Origin of the sequence: Pseudomonas coleopterorum (assembly GCF_900105555.1) — a bacterium.
Taxonomy (GTDB): Bacteria; Pseudomonadota; Gammaproteobacteria; order Pseudomonadales; family Pseudomonadaceae; genus Aquipseudomonas; species Aquipseudomonas coleopterorum.
Genome location: NZ_FNTZ01000001.1, coordinates 80,568 through 98,760 on the forward strand (window position 1 = coordinate 80,568; position 18,193 = coordinate 98,760).

Genomic DNA, 18,193 nt, shown 5'->3' on the forward strand with positions numbered 1-18,193 from the left:
TGATAGCCGACGGATCTGGGTCTCCTAGAAAAATTTCAAATAGTTTGGTCTGGAGGAACTCCTGCAATCTCGTGACAATCGTGTAAGGCGTACGATTTTCCACTGTTTGAGCATCAAAATTTGGCTATGCGGAACTTGCGTTTATTGAGTTCTGCTAGGTTGGCGTACCGCACAGAAAGTGCGGCGCGCCTAGAGTAAGAAATGAATTAAATAAGTCTTAATACGGAGGCATCTCCGAACCATTTTTTGGCTGTTGCTAACGCTTTTTGGCTAGGGTTGCGATAGTACACGACTAAGCTTTTTTTAGAACGCGTAGTGCAGACATAGAATAGTTTTTTTGTCCGCTCAAGGACAGATGGGGTGCCAGCTTCTTCGAACAGGTAATTAAAGTTGTATTTGGTCCAATTCCCATTATCCAATACAACAAGTACGTTCTCGAACTCGGCACCTTTTATTTTATGCTGAGTTGAGAATGGAGTGTACCCCTCTAAGTATTGATATAATTTTTTAAATTCATTGAATTTTATCTTTATCACTCTGTCATAAACATAACGATTGTGTGCAATAAAAATAGAAAGTTTATCGTCCTTTCTGCAGATGCCAAGCTCATCGGCTCTGTCGATGACTGCGCCAATCGAAGCATTCGACATTTTTCTCAACTCGTCAATGATGTCTCTAAGTCTTTTTTTGTCATCGATCGAGCGTATTTTAAATTCCGTGCGCTTAAGAAATTCATTGAATTTCTTATCCTCATAAAGACAAATTATGTGTTGAATTTTGAATAGGTGCTTAATCAATGCGTCACGTTTACTACCAGCCTTTGGGGATCCGTCAGGGTCATCTTTTTTATCGTCTATAAGCGCATCTTTGGACAAGTATATGCGTTTGAAAATTTCGTACGGCTCCGTAAGTGCACGGTTGTACAGCTCAGGATTTAGATCTATGAACTGCTGCATCCCCGCTGTAGGGGATAGATCGGATTTCTGGGCTGGGAAATTATCAATTAGGTTGTCTATGACCTGTCCGAAAGTGAAACCCGAGAAGTCAGTAAGTAGTTTGCGGCTCTTGATAAATCTTTTAATGCGATCGCGGTATTCTAGTATTTTATCTCCGTCATAAACAAGCATCAATTCTGGGAATCCAGCTTTAGGTGCGATTAAGTTATGAGTTAGGTTTAATTCTTTGTTTTCTTTGCTGTGACCAAAGTCCCAGCCCAGTGAGTCTTTAACCTGCTGCAGTCTATCATCTGGTCCTTCCGTATAAATTAGCCGTATTTCACCATCTATAACAACCCCATTTAACATATTAGGAGCATTATCGTCGAGCGATGCAGTCTGTTGTAGGTTGTCGGTTCTTAGCCTGTTGGCAAGCTCAAAGACTAGTCTTGGATTTCTTCGGTTTTGTTCTTTCTTTACCTCGTAAACATATTGCTGCGTGATGTACTTGTCTAGATTCCCCACGCCGTCATCATATATTGACTGCATCGCATCCCCAAAAAAACCTACAATATTTTTTTTCACACCTTTTTGGAAGTGATCGAGAAGTACTTCTATTACAGCAGCCGATGTATCTTGGTACTCGTCGACGAATATAAACTTGTATCTATCTTTAGCTATGTCACAAAGTTTCGGATGAGACTTGAACATGTCATGAGCGATAATCAACAATTCGTCATGAGATATAATTCCTTCCCGAATCAATGTGTATTCTTTATATTTTACCTCTCGCCCCTTCAACACGGAGGGGTCAAAATCTTTGTCCGGATTAACGATAGAACTTTTGGCTTCACTCTCCAGAGACTGTATTAGCACATCCATAAGCTCCACCCTATAAGGGCGTATCAAGTCCCATAAGAATTCATGGATGGTGCCTACGCTCAGCCTATGATCGCTTACCCGGCTACGAATCTCTGCGACAGCTGCATTTGTATAAGTCATACAAGCAATCTTGCAGTTTAAATTTTCGCTTAACACTTGCCTTATGCACTGCACCAACGAATATGTCTTACCGCTACCTGCCCCTCCACTGAGCAAGAAATTTTTTCCTTCATCAATTAGATTAAATATCTCCTGGACTTCACGCTCTAGAATTAGTCTTGCTTCAGCCATTTTAGAGCCTCCTTAATATAGCTAGGGGTATTCCAGTTGGCAAATTCCATGGAGACTGTTTTAGGATTGCCAGACTGAGCGTCTGTGAGTGTGACTTCATGGCTCGAACTATTTAACAGTACTTCCATGGCGAATGATGGTTTGCTACCTATTGCTTTTTCAGCACATGTATAAGCATCGGTGGTGAAATCCGCGAAATCTTTTAGATGTTTTTGAACTAGTGATGGTAGTGTTGACTTTCCGATAAACTCATTCTTGTCGTCGTATGTTAGGCTTTTTATGAAATCTGTATTTATATGGAAGAATGCGTCCTCGAAGCTACGGGCGTGGTATCCCTCACCAAGCTTATTTTTTTCTAATGTTTGATAGGCGCAAAGGAGTTCTCCCTTTTCGCATTGGCTCCATGGGACATTAATTTTCTTTGTTAGTCTTTTGTTTGCCATTTCAAGCGCGCTGTAAAAAGCTAAATCATCTGTATTATAGAAAAAGGCCAAGGAAGCATTTGTGGTATGAGTGCCCTCTATAACGCGACATTTTTTTAATTCCGTTTTGGGGTCGCCTTGCTTATTAAGTTTTTGATTGCCTTTGTCGTCTAGATCCGGAAATTCTTTAGCCGAGTCAATGTCAGTGATGATTAGTGACCGGACACCAATAAAGCTGACGAACTTCTCAAAAATATGTGAGTAGGCACCTACCTCAATCATTGAGATGTTTTGGGAAAGCAGTGGGATTTGGCTTATTGCCCCCGATTTTATACTGTCTACCAAATCTTCTTGGTCAATTTTCATCATCATGGCAGGAAGAAGAACACGCTCGGTATCTCCTTCGATGAAAATTGCTTTGTCTGCAAAGAATAGCTCAGATCTATGTATTGTCAGGTACTGCTTAAGAAAAGTGTAGTGCTGTGAATCTCCATAATAGTCTTTGAGGTCTTTTAAGTTTTTGGATGTCACGCATCCATCCGATTTTTTGAAATATTTAATATCTTCAAAATCGCTTTCGGACACTATGTATGAGGAATGAGTGCTTAGTATTGTTTGAAGAGACCTGCTGATTCCGTCAGCACGACTGATTCCTGGGCTCAGTAACGACTTGATATTTTTTATAAAAATTCTTTGGAGCTGAGGATGTGTATGAGCTTCTGGCTCCTCGATAAATAACAAATTGACATCGGAAGGGGACTCGCTAATTTCTTTTTGAAAGTCATGAAGTTTGAGCTTTATTTCATAAATCATACTTATTAGGTTTAAGTAACCCAATCCATTATAGTTTTCGGGCAGGTCGTGTTCGCCACTACCCAATCCATACATAACGGTGGTGTTCTCTTCAAGGAGGTCTCGATGTTGCAGCGAAGATACGATTTTTATTATTGATTCGTTTTGGTTGATACCCCCGAATTTCTTAACATCGACAATCACGTCCTCAAAAATTTTCTCATACACTAAGTTGAGCTTTGTGTCAGTCGTACTTAACGTATCTTTGAAGTCCTCTACGATGTTTTGGTCTGGATTGCTAGCCTCAAGCTTTTTATATATTTTAGCGGACAACATAGATAGTGAGTTGTCAGTGTCTTTGTTGGAGACGTTTCTGCGTGCGCTAATCCATTTGAAGTTTATTATTCTCGATATATTGACGCCTTCTGCATCTAAGTCTACGAAATCGCTTTCATCTTCCGTATTTGATGTTGTGTCAAATCGCAGACTACGCCTTGTTGTTGAGAAGTATTTCCCATGACTTTCCCTCAAGTAGTCGAATAGGTTTTTATAGGGTTTTCCTTCGGCTATTTTTTTGGCTTTGATGTTGTGAAAGTCAGTTGCAAGACGATTTATGTCCTCTTGCGTTGCGCTATATTCAAAAGCTAGAACAATGTATTGGTTGTCAGGGTCTAAATCCATTATAACCTTGTCACCTATGTGCTCAAGGTCGTCTTTTTCATCGTACTGAATAAATATCTTTAATGATATTGCAATCTGTTGATCATTCGGTAGCGTTCCTTCGATCACTTTTAGAAGAAAATCTTTTGTGTCGCTATTTAGATCTTCAAATGTAAATTGATTTCTTGTTGCGCTACCGCCAATGAATTTTTCCAGACATAAAAGAAATGAAGTTTTCCCACAGTTATTTTTGCCGATTATTAAGGATAGATTTTTCTCAATGTCTACCGTTGTATTCTTTAGTAATCTAAAGTTTTTGATTTTGATTTTTGTAACTCGCATATAGCTTCCTTTCATCAGCGACACATTTATTTGCAGAATTTGCCTCGCGTCTTTCTGAGTCAGCAGCAGACTGACATGTAGGTCAGTTTCGCTAAAGATACGCACTAGAAGAGCCGAGTATTTTTAAGGTGAATGCCAGATCCGTCCTATAGGGGCCTCGCCAAATCAGTAGCATGGTGATGGCACATTAGACCTATAAGAATTTTAAGGCAAGCCGAGTCTAGGTCCGCTCCTACTGGGGTTGTGCGCGGATCGGACACCCACAAAAACCACAAACAAAAGGCCCACCTTGCGGTGAGCCTTTCTCGTCAAACTATGGTGACGGCACTAGACGAACGGTCTGTTTCGGTGAGGCCAGGTTTTCGAGCGTCTGGATTTCGGTGGAAAATTCGGCGTACCCCAGCTAGTAACTATGAACAAATCAGCTGGTTATGGCGTTCGGTGGAATCGAATTCGGGATTCTTGATATGTCAGGACGTTGTCGGTCTGCAAGTAATTCAGAGCCGCATACGGAATGGTAAACCTCCTGAGTTCGAACGTTGTCGATCATTCCCTCCGTAGAGGATAGGCAGGAGCCCGCCAAGAGCTGCCCGTGGCGACAGGTTGAATCCACAGCCAAAAGCTGCCCGTTACGAATCCGCAGATGTTTACGAATATGTTCACGCTACGACTGCTGCCGAGAGTGTTGACGTGAACGCTCTGGACCGAAGGTCAAGAGCAGACCACTTCCCAACCAGGGCGGCCTCTATCGGCAGCTTTTGGCGAAAAAACATAAAACGGTGGCTGTTTAGTTCAGTAAATCGCCCGCTCCGTCCCCTTCCCTGCTCAGCGCCTGTGGATGAGCGACATGTGCTGTCGCCCTCGCAAAGCAATCTTGCAGCACCGAAGATTGCAGGAGGTAGCCATGCTCATCTCATCACTCCCTCTCACTCTTGTCTGTCTCGAATGCTCTTGGAAAACGACCGTCTTGCCTTGGTGTGATTCACGACCGACCGTTTTGCCGCCTCCCACGCGTTGCCTGGCTTGCCATGACCTGCCGCTCGGATACCGGGAAGCAACCAACAAAGAGGTGCTGAAGGCGCGTCTGGAAGAATTTCTGGCCCTGAACAACGAAATAGGGCGCGACACACCTCGTCGCCCTACTGAAGACAATGAATGAAAACAAGGCGTCCCTTATGAAAAACCTGGTAGCAGTGATCGGACTGTGTGTCGTTCTGCAGAAAAGTTACGCGTTTTATCGCAAGTACAGCGATCTTAAACGCGATGCCCAGAGCCGCTGTTCCCGCGCTTGAACCGGCGCAGACAACTGCGTCATTTTGAAAATCCCCGCCCTCTATGTCGAGACTTTAGTGGTATGGCAAACATGAAAGATGGCACTGAGCCATTCAGTCCCGTAGCATCGACGCTAAGTTGGCGCCAGAATGGTGACCATCCGTTGAATCGGCTTACAAGGTAGTTGCCATGTCTCAAGCGAAGGATACGCTCCTGCGGCTGTTCGCATTGCTGCGTTTGATGCCCACCGAGCCGCAGCGCATCGCCACCTCGACTCTGCTGGAAAAGCTCCGGGACAAGGGTTTCTCCGTGACGCTGCGCTCCGTTCAGCGCGATCTGAACCGATTGTCCATTCCCTTCTCGCTGCAGTGCGACGACAGTGAAACTCCCTTCCGCTGGAGTTTTACCCGCGATGCGCCGCTGAAACTGGAAGACATGGACACCCCGACAGCGCTGGCGCTCTACCTCTCCGAACGACATCTGACCACACTGCTCCCGCAAGTTGTTCTGGACCAGCTCGGCCCCCAATTCAGGCGCGCCCGAAATTTTCTGGGCGGTCTGGGTGACAACGGCTTGGCGGATTGGGCAAAGCGGGTCCGAACGGTTCCCAACGGAAAAACCTTGCTGCCTGCCAGCATTGCACCGCAGGTCTGGAGTGAGGTTTCAACCGGCTTGCTGGAGCGCCGGAAACTGGAAGTGGCGTATCAGAGCCGCAGCAAAAGCGAACTCAAGCAGTTCCGTCTGCACCCCGCCGGACTGGTGTCGCGACATGCCATCAGCTACTTGGTGGCATCGGTTGACGGCTACGACGATCTTCGCCAGTTTGCCCTGCATCGCATTCGCGAGGTCAGGGTGCTGGATGAAGTGGCGGAGCTGCACGCTACGTTCGACGTCGACGACTACATCGACACAGGAATTTTCAACCATCGACAAGCCGATGCGCAGGTCGAACTGGTCGCCGACGTTCACCCGCAGATCGCCGCCTTACTCAGTGAGACACCGCTGAGCAGCGTGCAAAGCCTCAGCGACCTCCCTGACCACAGCTGGAAACGCTTGCACGCTCAAGTGTCGCTAGACCGGGACACGCTTTGGTGGATTTTTGGGCTCAACGACAACATTCGGGTCCATGCGCCACAGGTCTGGGTCGATGAGATTAGCCAGAAGCTGAACAACTTGCGAACCCTCTATTGCGACGCCGTCTCAACAAGCACCTGATGCCCGACAGCGCGCCGATCAACCCTCTGTATCTAGATGATGCCAAGGAAGCTTCATGGACAACCAACGTAAAAGGGCATTGAACAGCTCAGTCAGCCTCTGCCCGATCTGGCCCACCCAGGCGTCGGAAAAGATTGGCCACATGCTGGGCGAAATCAATCACGCGAACGCCATCATCGACAAGATTACCGGAACCGCGCAAAACAGCGCGATCAAAGGTGGGTTCGCCGCAGAGACATGGCACGCCGAATCATTCAACCTAGACGCGATCCTCAAGGACAAGGAAGTCCGCGCCTTCACTGACAACTTCACCAACACCCCGTTGGCGAAGAATCACACCACCCACGATATCGTGGTCATGAAGGGCGACGAGCAACTGCTCGGAGCGCAGTTGAAATATTTCAAGAATGGCGATGCCACGCAGAAGGCATTCAGATCCACGAAAGACGGCATTCATCAGTATCAGGACAGTGATGCATTCATCGGGCCTGCAGATCAGATCGAACAGATCAAGGAAGCGGCCAAACGAGACATGCAGAGAAACCAGCAAACGCGGCCGGAAGTGGCCAATGCCGCCAAAAAGGTTCGCGAGAAGACGACGGGCAACCTCGATGTCGAGGGCGTTCAGTCAACGCCTCTGGGCAAACGGGACGCCGAGCATCTGGGCAGCGGCACCGAGGCAGGCAAGCAATTGCATGAAAAGATGCAGAACGGTTACCTGAACAAGGCCACCATTCAACAAAGCCTTCACGCGGCAGGTTCGGCAGCTGTCATCACTACGGTGATCGCGGGCAGTATTAATACTTTCCAGTCGATCAAACAAGCCCGCGACGGCGAAATCACGGTGGAGCAAGCGATTTTCCAGATTCTCCAAAACACCGCAATCGCCGCCGGTGACAGCGCGCTGAAGGCAGGCATCGCGACTGCGACGGTCAGCATCACAGCACGCAACTTGCCTGCCCTGTTCGCGGGCTCGGCGTTCAAGCGCACCTTCGCCAAAAATGGTGTGGCTGCTGCTGCGGTATGTGCCGTGGACGTGGTGCAGAACGTGGTGCTGTTTGCCACCGGCAAGATCACAAGCGAAGAGCTGGAAACCCGAACGGGCCACAATTTACTGCAGACTGGTGCAGCTGTCGTCGGCAGCTCGGTGGGCGCTGCAGTGGGCACTCTCGGTGGACCGATCGGTGCGCTGGTGGGCGGCATTATCGGCGGCCTGATCACTACGATGGCCATGAGCATCGCTATCGACAACCACATCGAGAAAAGTTTCCGGTTGACGCTAACCGCCACCGAACACGTGGTGGGTACCGCAATGATCATGCATGACTCGCTGGAATACCTGCAGATGTCGCAGTCGTTCTATGCCGAATTTCACAAGGGCCTGTACTTGTCCGAGCGCCACTTTGCTGGCCAGGTCAAGACCATGGCAGCCCAAAGCACACAGTTGAAGAACCTGATCGATAATCTTTAAGGCATATTTTCAATGAGCGAAACGGTCGAAGCAGTACCTCAGGAAATCTTCAATCAACCGCTGAACGCCTCGGAGCAGGAAGCGCTTGAGGCACTGGTTGCTCAGCATCAGAACAACGCAGCGCTGACCCAGCAACTGGCAGTGGATGCTTCACGGCTGGTCACGTGCAGCGAGGAACGCCTGAAACAACAAGCCGAGAGCGGATTCTTCAAGCGGTTTGCCGGTGCATTCAGCGGCAAGAATCGCCAGAAGCAGTTGCAGAACCAAGTTGACGCGCTGCACATGCAGAAATTCGCATGGCACTACCTCAAGCAACTGCAGCAGCAGAACCTGATCAACGCCCAGAGTATTGCGGTGATACGCAACAACTTGGGCACAATGAACGAATACATCATCGAAACCCGTAATTTCGTCTTGGTGGCGGTCGACAAGATCAATCGCCGCCTGGTTCGGGTTGAGAACAACACCAATTTTCACCAATGGTCGCTGAACATCGAAGCGAACAAACGTCGCTACAAATCGATGCCCAAGAGGCTGCTGGTACTCAACCTGGCGTATGACTTCATACGAAGCCACCCCGGCGTCATGCTGACCACGCAAGACATCAACCACCTGATCGTCACGCTGGAAAAGCTGGACGTGGACTGTGACGAAGAAGTCCAGCTATTAAGTTTCATCATCGACCTGATCGATCAGATCGAAACCACCAGCATCGAACGCTACCGCTCGGTCATCGAGCTATCGTTCGAAGAACACGTCGCCGATTCGTACTTCGTCCAGAAAAACATCTCGGGTTTGGCGTTCAACTCGCTGTATTACCTCTCCGACGAGTACGACCGCATCATCGACATGATCTCGGATGGCGAAGTCTGTGACAGCGACGAGAAGCGCGAGCGAATTATTTCCAGATTCTTTGGCAAGGCGTTTTCCGGCCTCTATACCCAGTACCGGTTGCGCGACCTGATAGAGGAAATCATCGGCGGCAGCCTGCTGACTCTGGAGATTTACAAGGATCAGCACGGTCTTAACGCCTTGCCCGACGAACCTGCCGAAGATGCCCAAGCCGAGCCGGTTGCACTGGTGTCGTCGTTGCCGGAGATCCACTCCCACACCTTCTTCGACACCACTGACGATCTTGACGCCCGACACAACTATCTGTTGCTGTTCGCTCTGTGCATCGAGAACTCGGCGTCATTGAACAGACAGGGCCGGGAGTTTCTCGAGTTGCTAGCGCACAAGGCCGGGTGCCCGCAAGCGCCAATTGAAATCGCAGTACTGGCGGACAATCCCCGCAAGGTTCAGGACTACTTGCCGATCCTGCAGGATCTGCTCAAAGGCGACGACAAGACCTACACCTGGCTGCTCGATGCGTTTTACCTGCTGACGCTGTGCCAGAAACAGATCGAAGGTCCTCATGTGCTGCGTATCCTGAACGCGCTCAAGCCCGCACAGTTCAAGGAAAACTTCGCCCGTGGGCTGGTGATCAGTACCGAACAGGATGAAGAGCACGTGCTTGCGGCTGCCGAGAAGTTGCAGCAGCAGACCAACGGCTGGAAAAACATCGTTCGCTACCGCGAGCTGCGTTTTGAGCAGACCTTCACCGAGGCTCGCGCCAGACTGCGCACGGTCGGTCATGAGGCCGGCAGTCTCTCGTTCGATCTGGCGAAAGCGACTCTGAAAGCCTCTGATTACTCGTTCTTCATGGAAGCATGGGACGACTCGTTCCTGAGCAAGGTCAGCAGCAAAGTGGAGGGAACGGCTTACACTCTTGGCCGTGGTTCCTGCCTGTCCGCGCTGAACGAGATGCGCAAGAAAATCAGCGATTTCATCTCCGGACATTCCAGCGCGCTGAACCAAGGTAATCGTATGCTGGCGCGCTGGGGCCTGCCCACGATCTCCTTCAAGGACGAATCCGGCTATGCCGATTTCGAGCTGGACAACTCCGCAGCTAACGCAGACTGGTACGACCAGTTCAATCACTTCGAGCGCCAGCTCGACGACACACTTAGTGCCTTTTCAAATGCCTGTGCGGACGTGGCCGAACAGCTCGCGCAATTCATGGAAGGTCGATTCGACGAGTCCGTGGTTGAGCGCAAAGCAAAGCAGCGTGCCGAGCGACTTTATCAGGAACAGCAGGAAAAGCTGGCCAAACAGTCGGTCGTCATCGAAAAAGATGACCGGGATCATTTGTTCAGCATCGAATGGGGTCAGGTACAGCACGCTCCCTGCGACCCCGAGAAAATCCAGTACATCAAGACCGATGGCATCACGTGGTTGATCGTCGACCATGACAACCATGTGTATCGCAGCCTGGATCGAGAGCACTGGCAGAACGTGCGTCTCAGCGCCACCGATAACTTACCCGCAATCTCCCAGCTGTATTTTGTGGGTGGAATATGGATTGCTATAGCGGGTTACAACGATGGGTTCTATTACTCCCGCGATGCGCAGAACTGGAAACAGACCCGTTTCCCGGATGCGCAGGGCTGGGAGTTCACCCAAACTGAAGAGGTCATCCGGTTCAACGGCCTGTGGCTATGGAGATTCAAGGAGCGCAAGGAGTACTCCTACGTCGAAAAAGGGCTGATTTTCGACTCTACAAAGACCGGCATTTACGACGAGGTCGCCATCTTCTGCACCGCCGACCTCGACGGCCCATGGCTGCGCTGGGAAGACGCACCGAGCTTCTCGGAGGGAATCGAAGTAGAAAGCATCCAGCCGCTGCCCGATGGAAGCAGCTTACTTGCATTCTGCAAGTACAACTGGGTATTCAAGTCACTGAAGAAGAAGAACAACGCGGCCTCGTTCGTCAGCTATTACGTTGTCGGTAAAGGCTGGCGAATCTGTACCTGGGCGAGCGAAGACGACAGCTACGATGCACCGCTCATCACGCGTATGGGACAGACTGTGATGTGTTTCTACTCGGATCGTGTCATGACGTCCGACAAAGGCTATGAGTGGAAACTTCAATCCAAAGACATTCGCATCAATGCCAGCGCTCATCTGCGAGATGTCAGTCTATTTACGACACGCTGGGGGCGAGAGGCGCTATACGTGAGCCAGACAGGAGAAAACTTTGCGGAACTGGTACTCGAAGAAGGCGATTGGAAGCACTTCGCGGCCAACGAGCAGGGCACCTTGAGCGTCTACTCGCCGAACAAACACGAAACCTTCCTGCGAAGTGGCAACTATATCTACCAGCCGAAAGCGTAGCGCGGATCGGAGGGGGGGGGGCGTCGCCGATGCTCCCCTCTGCCGTCAATGCGCGATTTGCGCTCAATACCCCGCCATCAACTCGACGATCCAGTCGATGAACACTCGCAACTTGAAACTGATGTGACAATTGGGCGCGTAGGCCACGAACATCGGCATCACCTCCAGTTGCGAGTCCTTAAACAGCCGCACCAGCTCGCCCTTTGCCACCGACGTGTTGACCATGTACGTCGGTAGCTAGAGCACGCCCATAATGCCCTACGCCAAACAGATCACGTAGCACCTGTAGCCCGGCATAACTCAGTTGCCGTCCATACCTAAAGTTCCGTCCATCCCGTCTGCCTACCAATACCATGATCAAACTCCTAACCTTTGAAACCTTCTCCACGTCATCCCGCCAAGAATGTTGAGTGTTATCAGGGATCGAGGCCCCTGCGACCTGTGAGGGTTGTCCAATAACGCGGGACTTGCGGCTCCTTACGACCGGGAGCATGGGCACTCATGATCTGGCCTTCTGAGCACCGTTACCAGTGGGCGGGTGGAGGCTGCGCTGGCTGACGAAACCAGCGCCGCGAGATCCTGAGTCGGGTGAAGGCAGCGGTGCGATGACCGGGGTATGGCTGGCTGTCAGCTGGGTGTAGTCCAACCCGTGGTCTGCAGCACCATGATCTGCATCGCTGTTGCTGGTGACTTCTGTAGTCGTCAGGCCGATTGTCATGAATATAACTGCGGCAAAGCCCCGCGAGAGATCTCTATCAGCTGGGATCGACCAGCTCAACCGGTGGTAGCCAAGCGACTTATAGGCCACCTATCGATCCGCGCCCTTCAGACGCGGCATAACTAGTGAGATGCCCGAGCTTGCTGTGATAGGAACTGATAGTCAGCGAAAAGCTCCAGCTGTCCCGCTTCTTCATAAGAAAGGTAGAAATTCTTGTCGAAAATTTTCCGATGGATTACGTCATATCTAGCATGCCACTCCCCAAGGGAGGTGATCAGTACACATGGGAGACGTACATCGTATTGGTCAGCGGTGATGTCAACATTCAGTCCGTCGATGCTCAACCAAACATGTCGGCTCTGGCGATCACCCACTAATTCCCCAGTCACCAATTCGACCTGAATATCCGGGTGCTCCTCGACAAGAAACCAAGCTAGCAGGAGGCTGGCATATTCACAGCAGGCTGTGGGGAAGCTCGTAAGTAGCTCGAAGGCGAAGTCGTCACGGGGTCGCTTTCGGAAGGCGTCGGAGAATGCAAAAGCGGATTGGCTGATTGTGGAGTGCTTCATGCCAAGAGATCGAGTCTACGGATGGTTTGGATGCTCAGTATGGGTTATAGCCCTCACGGATCATAAGCTGGCAGCTATTGATGTTGATTCCGTTGCAGCCGGGTGCCACAGCGAGTGGCGATATGGATATTTAGATCTGCGGGGTTCAATAGCTTCGAGCCTACGAACAGCGAGTGAATGAGGCGGGAGGATGCGGCGACTAAACCGACGCCTTCGCGGCCACTGGCCGCTCCTGCAGGGGGTGCGCGTGGGCCAGACACCCACAAAAACCACAAACAAAAAAGGCCCACCTTGCGGTGAGCCTTTCTCGTCAAACTATGGTGCCGGCACCAGGAATCGAACCCGGGACCTACTGATTACAAGTCAGTTGCTCTACCATCTGAGCTATACCGGCAAGTGAGGGCGCTGATTATAGCCATTCGATCGCCCGAGTAAACCCCCCTGCGGCATAATTTCTTCGTCTTTAGCTCTTAACCCGTCAGTGCTTATGCACATTCGGCGTGCCAACCTGGTCGACCGTTCGCCGATTAGGTCGTTTTGATGACATCGTTCGCAAGCTACTGTTTTCGCTGGCGAATCGGACATGACCGAAAAATGACCAGTCTGCATTCCAGCGTTCTGGCGCAGCACCGATGCGTCGCGTCACACTTCTACCCACAGAGTTATCCACAGGTTGCGCAGGCTTCAGGTGTGTTCGGCGATGATCATCAGATTGCGGGGCGTCAGGGTTTCCGGGCAGAAGGTGCCGACCTGTGGGGTGTACTGGCGTTCTTGCAAGTACAGGGCGCGGTCGAGCACCAGCCACAGCTCCAGCGGCTTGCGGAACAGGCCGCGCAGTAGCTCGAGGTTGCGGACTTGGGCAAGTCGTTGCCAGCCGCGCGCTTCGAGGTCGTCGAAGTCCACACCATGCGCTATGGGTACGCTCTGCAGTGTGGCCAGGTCGCGGCAGTAGTCGGCGAAGGGTTTGTCCAGCCAGGCGGCGGGCAGGGAGGGGCAGGGCAGGTAGTGGTCAGTGCCGCGTTGCTCGCGCTGCAGCAGGTCGAAGGCGAGTCGGCGGGCCATGGACTGGTCGCGCTGGCGGCGCACGCGGGCGCCGGCGGTGACGGTGGCTTCCAGGGGCAGGCCGAGGTCTTCGAGGGTGAGGGAGAGGGCGGAGGGCTCGCTGCACAATTGGCGGTAGGCGCCGTGGGTGCGGTTGTAGCAGCAGGGTGCGAAGGCCAGGTGCTGGCAGCCTGCTTGGGTGGCGCGCTGCATGAGCTGGACGTGCAGCTCGCCGCAGGCGTGGAGGGCGACGGGGGTGGTGGAGGCTGGCAGGCGCAGGTCGTCGGCCATGACGTCTTGCAGCTGGTGGTGGGCGGGCAAGGCGTGATGGCTGCTGAGTTGGGCGCCGCTGGCGACCAGTGCGGGGTCGTATTCCAGGCAGGTGAGGTGCTGGCCATCGCGCAGCAGGCGGCGGCCGAGGTGGCCTTTGCCGGCGCACCAGTCCAGCCAGTGGCTGGTGGAATCGGCGAAGGACAGGGCAGCGGCGAAGGCTTCGATCTGCTGCCATTTGCGGCCGGGCACGTCGACGTTGAGTCGGGGGCGGGCAGCGGGCACGTCAGTGGTCGGCAGCGGGCCTACTGCGCTTAGCGCATGCGCTTGTTGGGCCAACGCAGGAAAAGGCGCGGGGGCGTCCAGGTCGAGCAGCGAGTTATGCACAGCCTCGGCTTCGGCCAGGGTGCGGGCGCGCAGCCAGCTGGCAAGCTCGGGATACTTGGCTTCCCAAGGTAAGGTCAGTTGGATGAAGGGCTTGGGCCGCCACAGATCGACATGCGCGGCCAAAAAGGCGTCCAGTGCGTGAAAGCGCTCACGCAGCTGGTCGCCTTGCAGGGTCAGCGGCCCTGGCACGCGTCCACGCGCAGCCAGCGCTCGAGCAGTTTGAAGGCCTGCACCAGCACGAACGACATGGCCAGGTAGAACATGCCGGCGGCGAAGAAGATTTCCACCGGCAGGTAGGTGCGGGCAATGATCGTGCGGGCCATGCCGGTGAGTTCCAGCAGGGTGACCGTGCTGGCCAGCGAGCTGGCCTTGAGCATCAGGATCACTTCGTTGCTGTAGGCCGGCAGGCCGATGCGGGCGGCACGTGGCAGCATGATGTGCACCAGCGCCTTGCTGCGAGACATGCCGAGGGCGCGGGCGGCTTCGATCTCGCCCTTGGGAATGGCTTGCAGGGCGCCGCGCAGGATTTCTGCGATGTAGGCGGCGGTGTGCAGGGTCATGGTCCCGGCGGCGCACCAGAACGGGCTGCGCAGGTAGGGCCACAGGCTGCTCTCGCGCACGGCGTCGAACTGCGCCAGCCCGTAGTACACCAGGAACAGCTGCACCAGCAGCGGCGTACCGCGAAAGAAGAAGATGTAGGCGTAGGGCAGGCCGCTGATGTACCACTTCTTCGAGGTGCGGGCGATGCCCAGCGGGATGGCCAGAATAAGTCCGGCCAGCACCGCGATGGCGACCAGTTCCAGGGTCAGGGTGGCGCCTTGCATGAGGCGCGGCAGCCACTTGATGATCACTTCCCAGTTCATTGCGAAGCCCTCGCGAAGCCGCGCGCGGCACGTTTCTCCATGAAGTGCAGGGCAACCATGGCGACCACGGTGAGGCTCAGGTACATCAGGGCGGCGACCATATAGAAGGTGAACGGCTGTTTGCTGACGGTGACGGCGTTCTGCGCGTTGCGCATGATTTCTTCCAGGCTGATGACGGAGACCAGCGCGGTGTCCTTCATCAGAATCAGAAACAGATTACCCAGCCCCGGCAGGGCGATGCGCCACATCTGCGGCAATACCAGGCGGATGAAGATCCGCGACGTACTCAGGCCCAGGGCCAGGCCGGCTTCGCGATGACCTTTGGGGATGGCCAGGATGGCGCCGCGGAAAACCTCGGTGGCGTAGGCGCCGAAGCACAGGCCCAAGGCAATCACGCCAGCGGCGAAAGGGCTGAGTTCCAGGCTCCCGACACCCAGCGCCAGGCCGAAGCTGCGCAGGCCGTTGACGGTGCCGAAGTAGATCAGCAACACCCATAGCAGCTCGGGGATGCCGCGTACCAGTGTCGAGTAGAAACCACCGAGCCACTGCAGGGGGCGGTTGCGGGAGGTTTTCGCCAGAGCCCCGGCGAGGCCCAGCAGTAGCCCCAGGCACAGGGCGCTGAGGGCCAGTTTGACGGTCATCAGCGCGCCTGCGGCAAGCGCAGGGCCGAAGCCATAGAGATCGATGTTCATGGGCAGGCTTGTTCAGGGGCAGGTGTCGGCCTTTAGGTCGACGCCTGCCGGGCTGTCAGAGAATGCTGAAAGGGAAGTACTTGTCGTTGATCTTCTTGTAGGTGCCGTCAGCGATGATTTCCTGCAGTGCCGCGTTCAGCTTCTCGCGCAGGGCGTCGCCCTTGCGGACGGCAATGCCGATCTTGTCGCTTTCCTCGACCGCATCGCCCTTGAACTCGAAGTCTTGGCCGGCCTTGCTTTTCAGCCAGTCGTAGCTGGCGTACTTGTCGGCCAGGATGGCATCGAGGCGGCCGCTGCTCAGGTCCAGGAAGGCGTTTTCGGAGGTGTCATAGAGCTGAGCCTCGATACCGTACTTGTCTTCCAGCCAGGTGCCGGACAAAGTCGCGCGCTGGGCACCGATGGATTTGTTCTCCAGGCTTTCGCGGTCGATGGGGAAATCCACACCCTTCTTGGCGATGAACTGCAGCTTGTTGCTGTAGTAGGGGTTGGTGAAGTCCACCACTGCAGAGCGCTCGGGGGTGATCGACATGGACGACACCAGGAAGTCGAACTTCTGCGACTGCAGCGCGGGGATGATGCCGTCCCAGTCGGAGGTGACCACTTCACATTCCACTGCCATCTTCGCGCACAGGGCCTTGCCGATGTCGACGTCGAAGCCCACGACCTGGCCGCTGGTGTCCTTGCTGTTGAACGGTGGGTAGGCCGCTTCCACGCCCATGCGCAGTTTTTCGGCCGCCATGGCCGCGCCGTTGACCAGCAGTGTGGCGGCAACCGCCAGAAAGAGTTTCTTGATGTTCATATTGTTATTGCTCCGTTAGCGGTTGCTGGACATGAACTGCCTGCAGCGCGCCGACAAGGGGTTGTCGAATACTTGCTCGGGCGTACCCTGCTCTTCCACCAGACCTTGATGCAGAAACACCACTTCGCTGGAGACTTGCCGGGCGAAGCCCATCTCGTGTGTCACCAGCAGCATGGTACGGCCTTCTTCGGCCAGGTTGCGAATAACCGAGAGCACCTCCTGGACCATTTCCGGATCCAGCGCCGAGGTCGGCTCGTCGAACAGGATAACCTTGGGCTGCATGGCCAGGGTGCGGGCAATCGCCGCACGTTGTTGCTGACCGCCGGAAAGCTCGTTCGGATAGGCGTGGCGCTTGTCGGCGATACCGACCTTTTCCAGCAGCGCCTCGGCCACCTCGACCGCTTCGGCGCGGCTCTGTCCGAGCACGCGGCGCGGCGCTTCGATGATGTTGTCGAGCACGCTCATGTGCGGCCACAGGTTGAAATTTTGAAACACAAAACCGATCTGGCTGCGCAGCCGGTTGATCTGACGATTGTCGGCGGCAATCAGCTCGCCGTTGCGTGCGGCCTTGAGCTTGAGCGCTTCACCGGCCACCAGGATTTCGCCCTGGTGAGGGTTTTCCAGCAGGTTGATGCAGCGCAGCAGGGTCGACTTGCCGGAACCGGATGAACCGAGGATGGAGATCACTGCGCCGTCGTTGGCGGCCAGCGATATGCCTTTGAGCACGTCCAGTGCACCGTAGCGCTTGTGCAGGTTACGGATTTCCAGAGCGGGCGTGGCCTGAGCCATGTGCGGTCCTCATATAGGCGGGTGCGGTCTGCCATCGTCGACATGAACAGCCAGGCGCACAGCTAGCATAGCGCGGATGGCGGGACTGAACGTGCAGCTGGGTTCTCGAGTGCCTGATGCACGGTGCAAGGGCACTGTGGCAGGACTTCGGACGGGCAGGGCGCGGTAAAAAGGCGCGATGTTGCCAGTTTTGCCGGGACGAGGAAAGCGCGAATGCAGCGGATGTTCAATGGCGCGATGAGAGGCAGGTGGCACGAAGTAGCACCTGAGCCGTGCATCGTCCGCGCAAAAGTTGCGCCTTTAGGTTGCACTGTTTTTGTGCGAGGGTGTTACCGGCGTCGTTTTTTGGTGCGGCATAACGACCCAGGCTGAGTAGTTCGGTAATGCGCAGGAGCCACAAGAGCAAACCTCAACGGATTCAATCCCTTGCCACGATCGGTCGAGAGGTCCGATTCAGGGCGGCAGGATATACCTTGGTACAATTTGGCGCAATTATTGCGTAAAAGATATGGAACGGGGTGTAGCGGACTTTGCACAAGGGTCGCGACCACCGCCGGACAGAACGCTATT

General features: G+C 53.6%; 12 protein-coding genes, 1 tRNA gene and 2 pseudogenes. 4 read left to right on the top strand and 11 right to left on the bottom strand.

The window, feature by feature from the left end:
- Positions 1 to 206: 206 nt before the first annotated feature.
- Positions 207 to 2,108, bottom strand: coding sequence for a UvrD-helicase domain-containing protein (locus BLV18_RS00375; RefSeq protein WP_090355313.1), 1,902 nt, complete (start codon positions 2,106 to 2,108; stop codon positions 207 to 209).
- Entirely contained in the window at positions 2,090 to 4,339 is a 2,250-nt protein-coding gene (locus BLV18_RS00380) for an ATP-dependent nuclease (RefSeq protein WP_244156792.1), read from the bottom strand. The genes BLV18_RS00375 and BLV18_RS00380 overlap by 19 nt, the downstream gene beginning before the upstream one ends.
- An 889-nt stretch (positions 4,340 to 5,228) precedes the next feature.
- On the opposite strand from BLV18_RS00380, the gene BLV18_RS22165 reads away from it, so the two are divergent.
- The 4 genes from BLV18_RS22165 (at position 5,229) to BLV18_RS00395 (ending at position 11,495) form a co-directional block, all read left to right on the top strand.
- The gene (locus BLV18_RS22165) at positions 5,229 to 5,483 is read left to right on the top strand and encodes a hypothetical protein (protein WP_139210993.1); all 255 of its coding nucleotides are present in this window, start codon (positions 5,229 to 5,231) and stop codon (positions 5,481 to 5,483) included.
- A gap of 302 nt (positions 5,484 to 5,785) precedes the next feature.
- Positions 5,786 to 6,811 carry a helix-turn-helix transcriptional regulator gene (locus BLV18_RS00385; protein WP_090355318.1) on the top strand — a complete coding sequence of 342 codons (1,026 nt, stop codon included), beginning with the start codon at positions 5,786 to 5,788 and terminating at the stop codon, positions 6,809 to 6,811.
- Between the two features lie 55 nt (positions 6,812 to 6,866).
- Complete coding sequence (locus BLV18_RS00390; protein WP_090355322.1) at positions 6,867 to 8,282, top strand: hypothetical protein; 1,416 nt, start codon at positions 6,867 to 6,869, stop codon at positions 8,280 to 8,282.
- A 12-nt stretch (positions 8,283 to 8,294) separates the two neighbouring features.
- Positions 8,295 to 11,495, top strand: coding sequence for a hypothetical protein (locus tag BLV18_RS00395; RefSeq protein WP_090355324.1), 3,201 nt, complete (start codon positions 8,295 to 8,297; stop codon positions 11,493 to 11,495).
- A 63-nt stretch (positions 11,496 to 11,558) separates the two neighbouring features.
- Here BLV18_RS00395 and BLV18_RS22170 read toward each other — a convergent pair.
- The 9 genes and pseudogenes from BLV18_RS22170 to BLV18_RS00435 all read right to left on the bottom strand — a co-directional run.
- Positions 11,559 to 11,732 (bottom strand): annotated as a pseudogene (locus BLV18_RS22170) (LysR family transcriptional regulator); the annotation flags it as partial.
- A pseudogene (locus BLV18_RS22645) lies at positions 11,731 to 11,850 on the bottom strand (integrase domain-containing protein); the annotation flags it as partial. The pseudogenes BLV18_RS22645 and BLV18_RS22170, both read right to left, overlap by 2 nt.
- Before the next feature lie 485 nt (positions 11,851 to 12,335).
- A complete protein-coding gene (locus BLV18_RS00405; protein ID WP_090355329.1) occupies positions 12,336 to 12,782 on the bottom strand; it encodes a hypothetical protein in 447 nt (148 codons plus the stop codon).
- A gap of 318 nt (positions 12,783 to 13,100) precedes the next feature.
- Positions 13,101 to 13,176: transfer RNA gene (locus tag BLV18_RS00410), tRNA-Thr, on the bottom strand.
- Between the two features lie 290 nt (positions 13,177 to 13,466).
- On the bottom strand, positions 13,467 to 14,669 hold the full coding sequence (locus BLV18_RS00415) for a methyltransferase (protein ID WP_090355332.1): 1,203 nt from the start codon (positions 14,667 to 14,669) through the stop codon (positions 13,467 to 13,469).
- Positions 14,654 to 15,343, bottom strand: coding sequence for an ABC transporter permease (locus BLV18_RS00420; RefSeq protein WP_049861637.1), 690 nt, complete (start codon positions 15,341 to 15,343; stop codon positions 14,654 to 14,656). The genes BLV18_RS00415 and BLV18_RS00420 overlap by 16 nt, the downstream gene beginning before the upstream one ends.
- Positions 15,340 to 16,035, bottom strand: coding sequence for an ABC transporter permease (locus tag BLV18_RS00425; RefSeq protein WP_049861638.1), 696 nt, complete (start codon positions 16,033 to 16,035; stop codon positions 15,340 to 15,342). Before BLV18_RS00425 ends, BLV18_RS00420 begins: the two co-directional genes overlap by 4 nt.
- Positions 16,036 to 16,090: 55 nt before the next feature.
- Positions 16,091 to 16,834, bottom strand: a complete 744-nt coding sequence (locus tag BLV18_RS00430) for an ABC transporter substrate-binding protein (RefSeq protein WP_090355335.1) — start codon at positions 16,832 to 16,834, stop codon at positions 16,091 to 16,093.
- Between the two features lie 15 nt (positions 16,835 to 16,849).
- Positions 16,850 to 17,623: an ABC transporter ATP-binding protein gene (locus tag BLV18_RS00435; RefSeq protein WP_056844502.1), complete on the bottom strand. Its 774-nt coding sequence runs from the start codon at positions 17,621 to 17,623 to the stop codon at positions 16,850 to 16,852.
- Positions 17,624 to 18,193 lie beyond the last annotated feature (570 nt).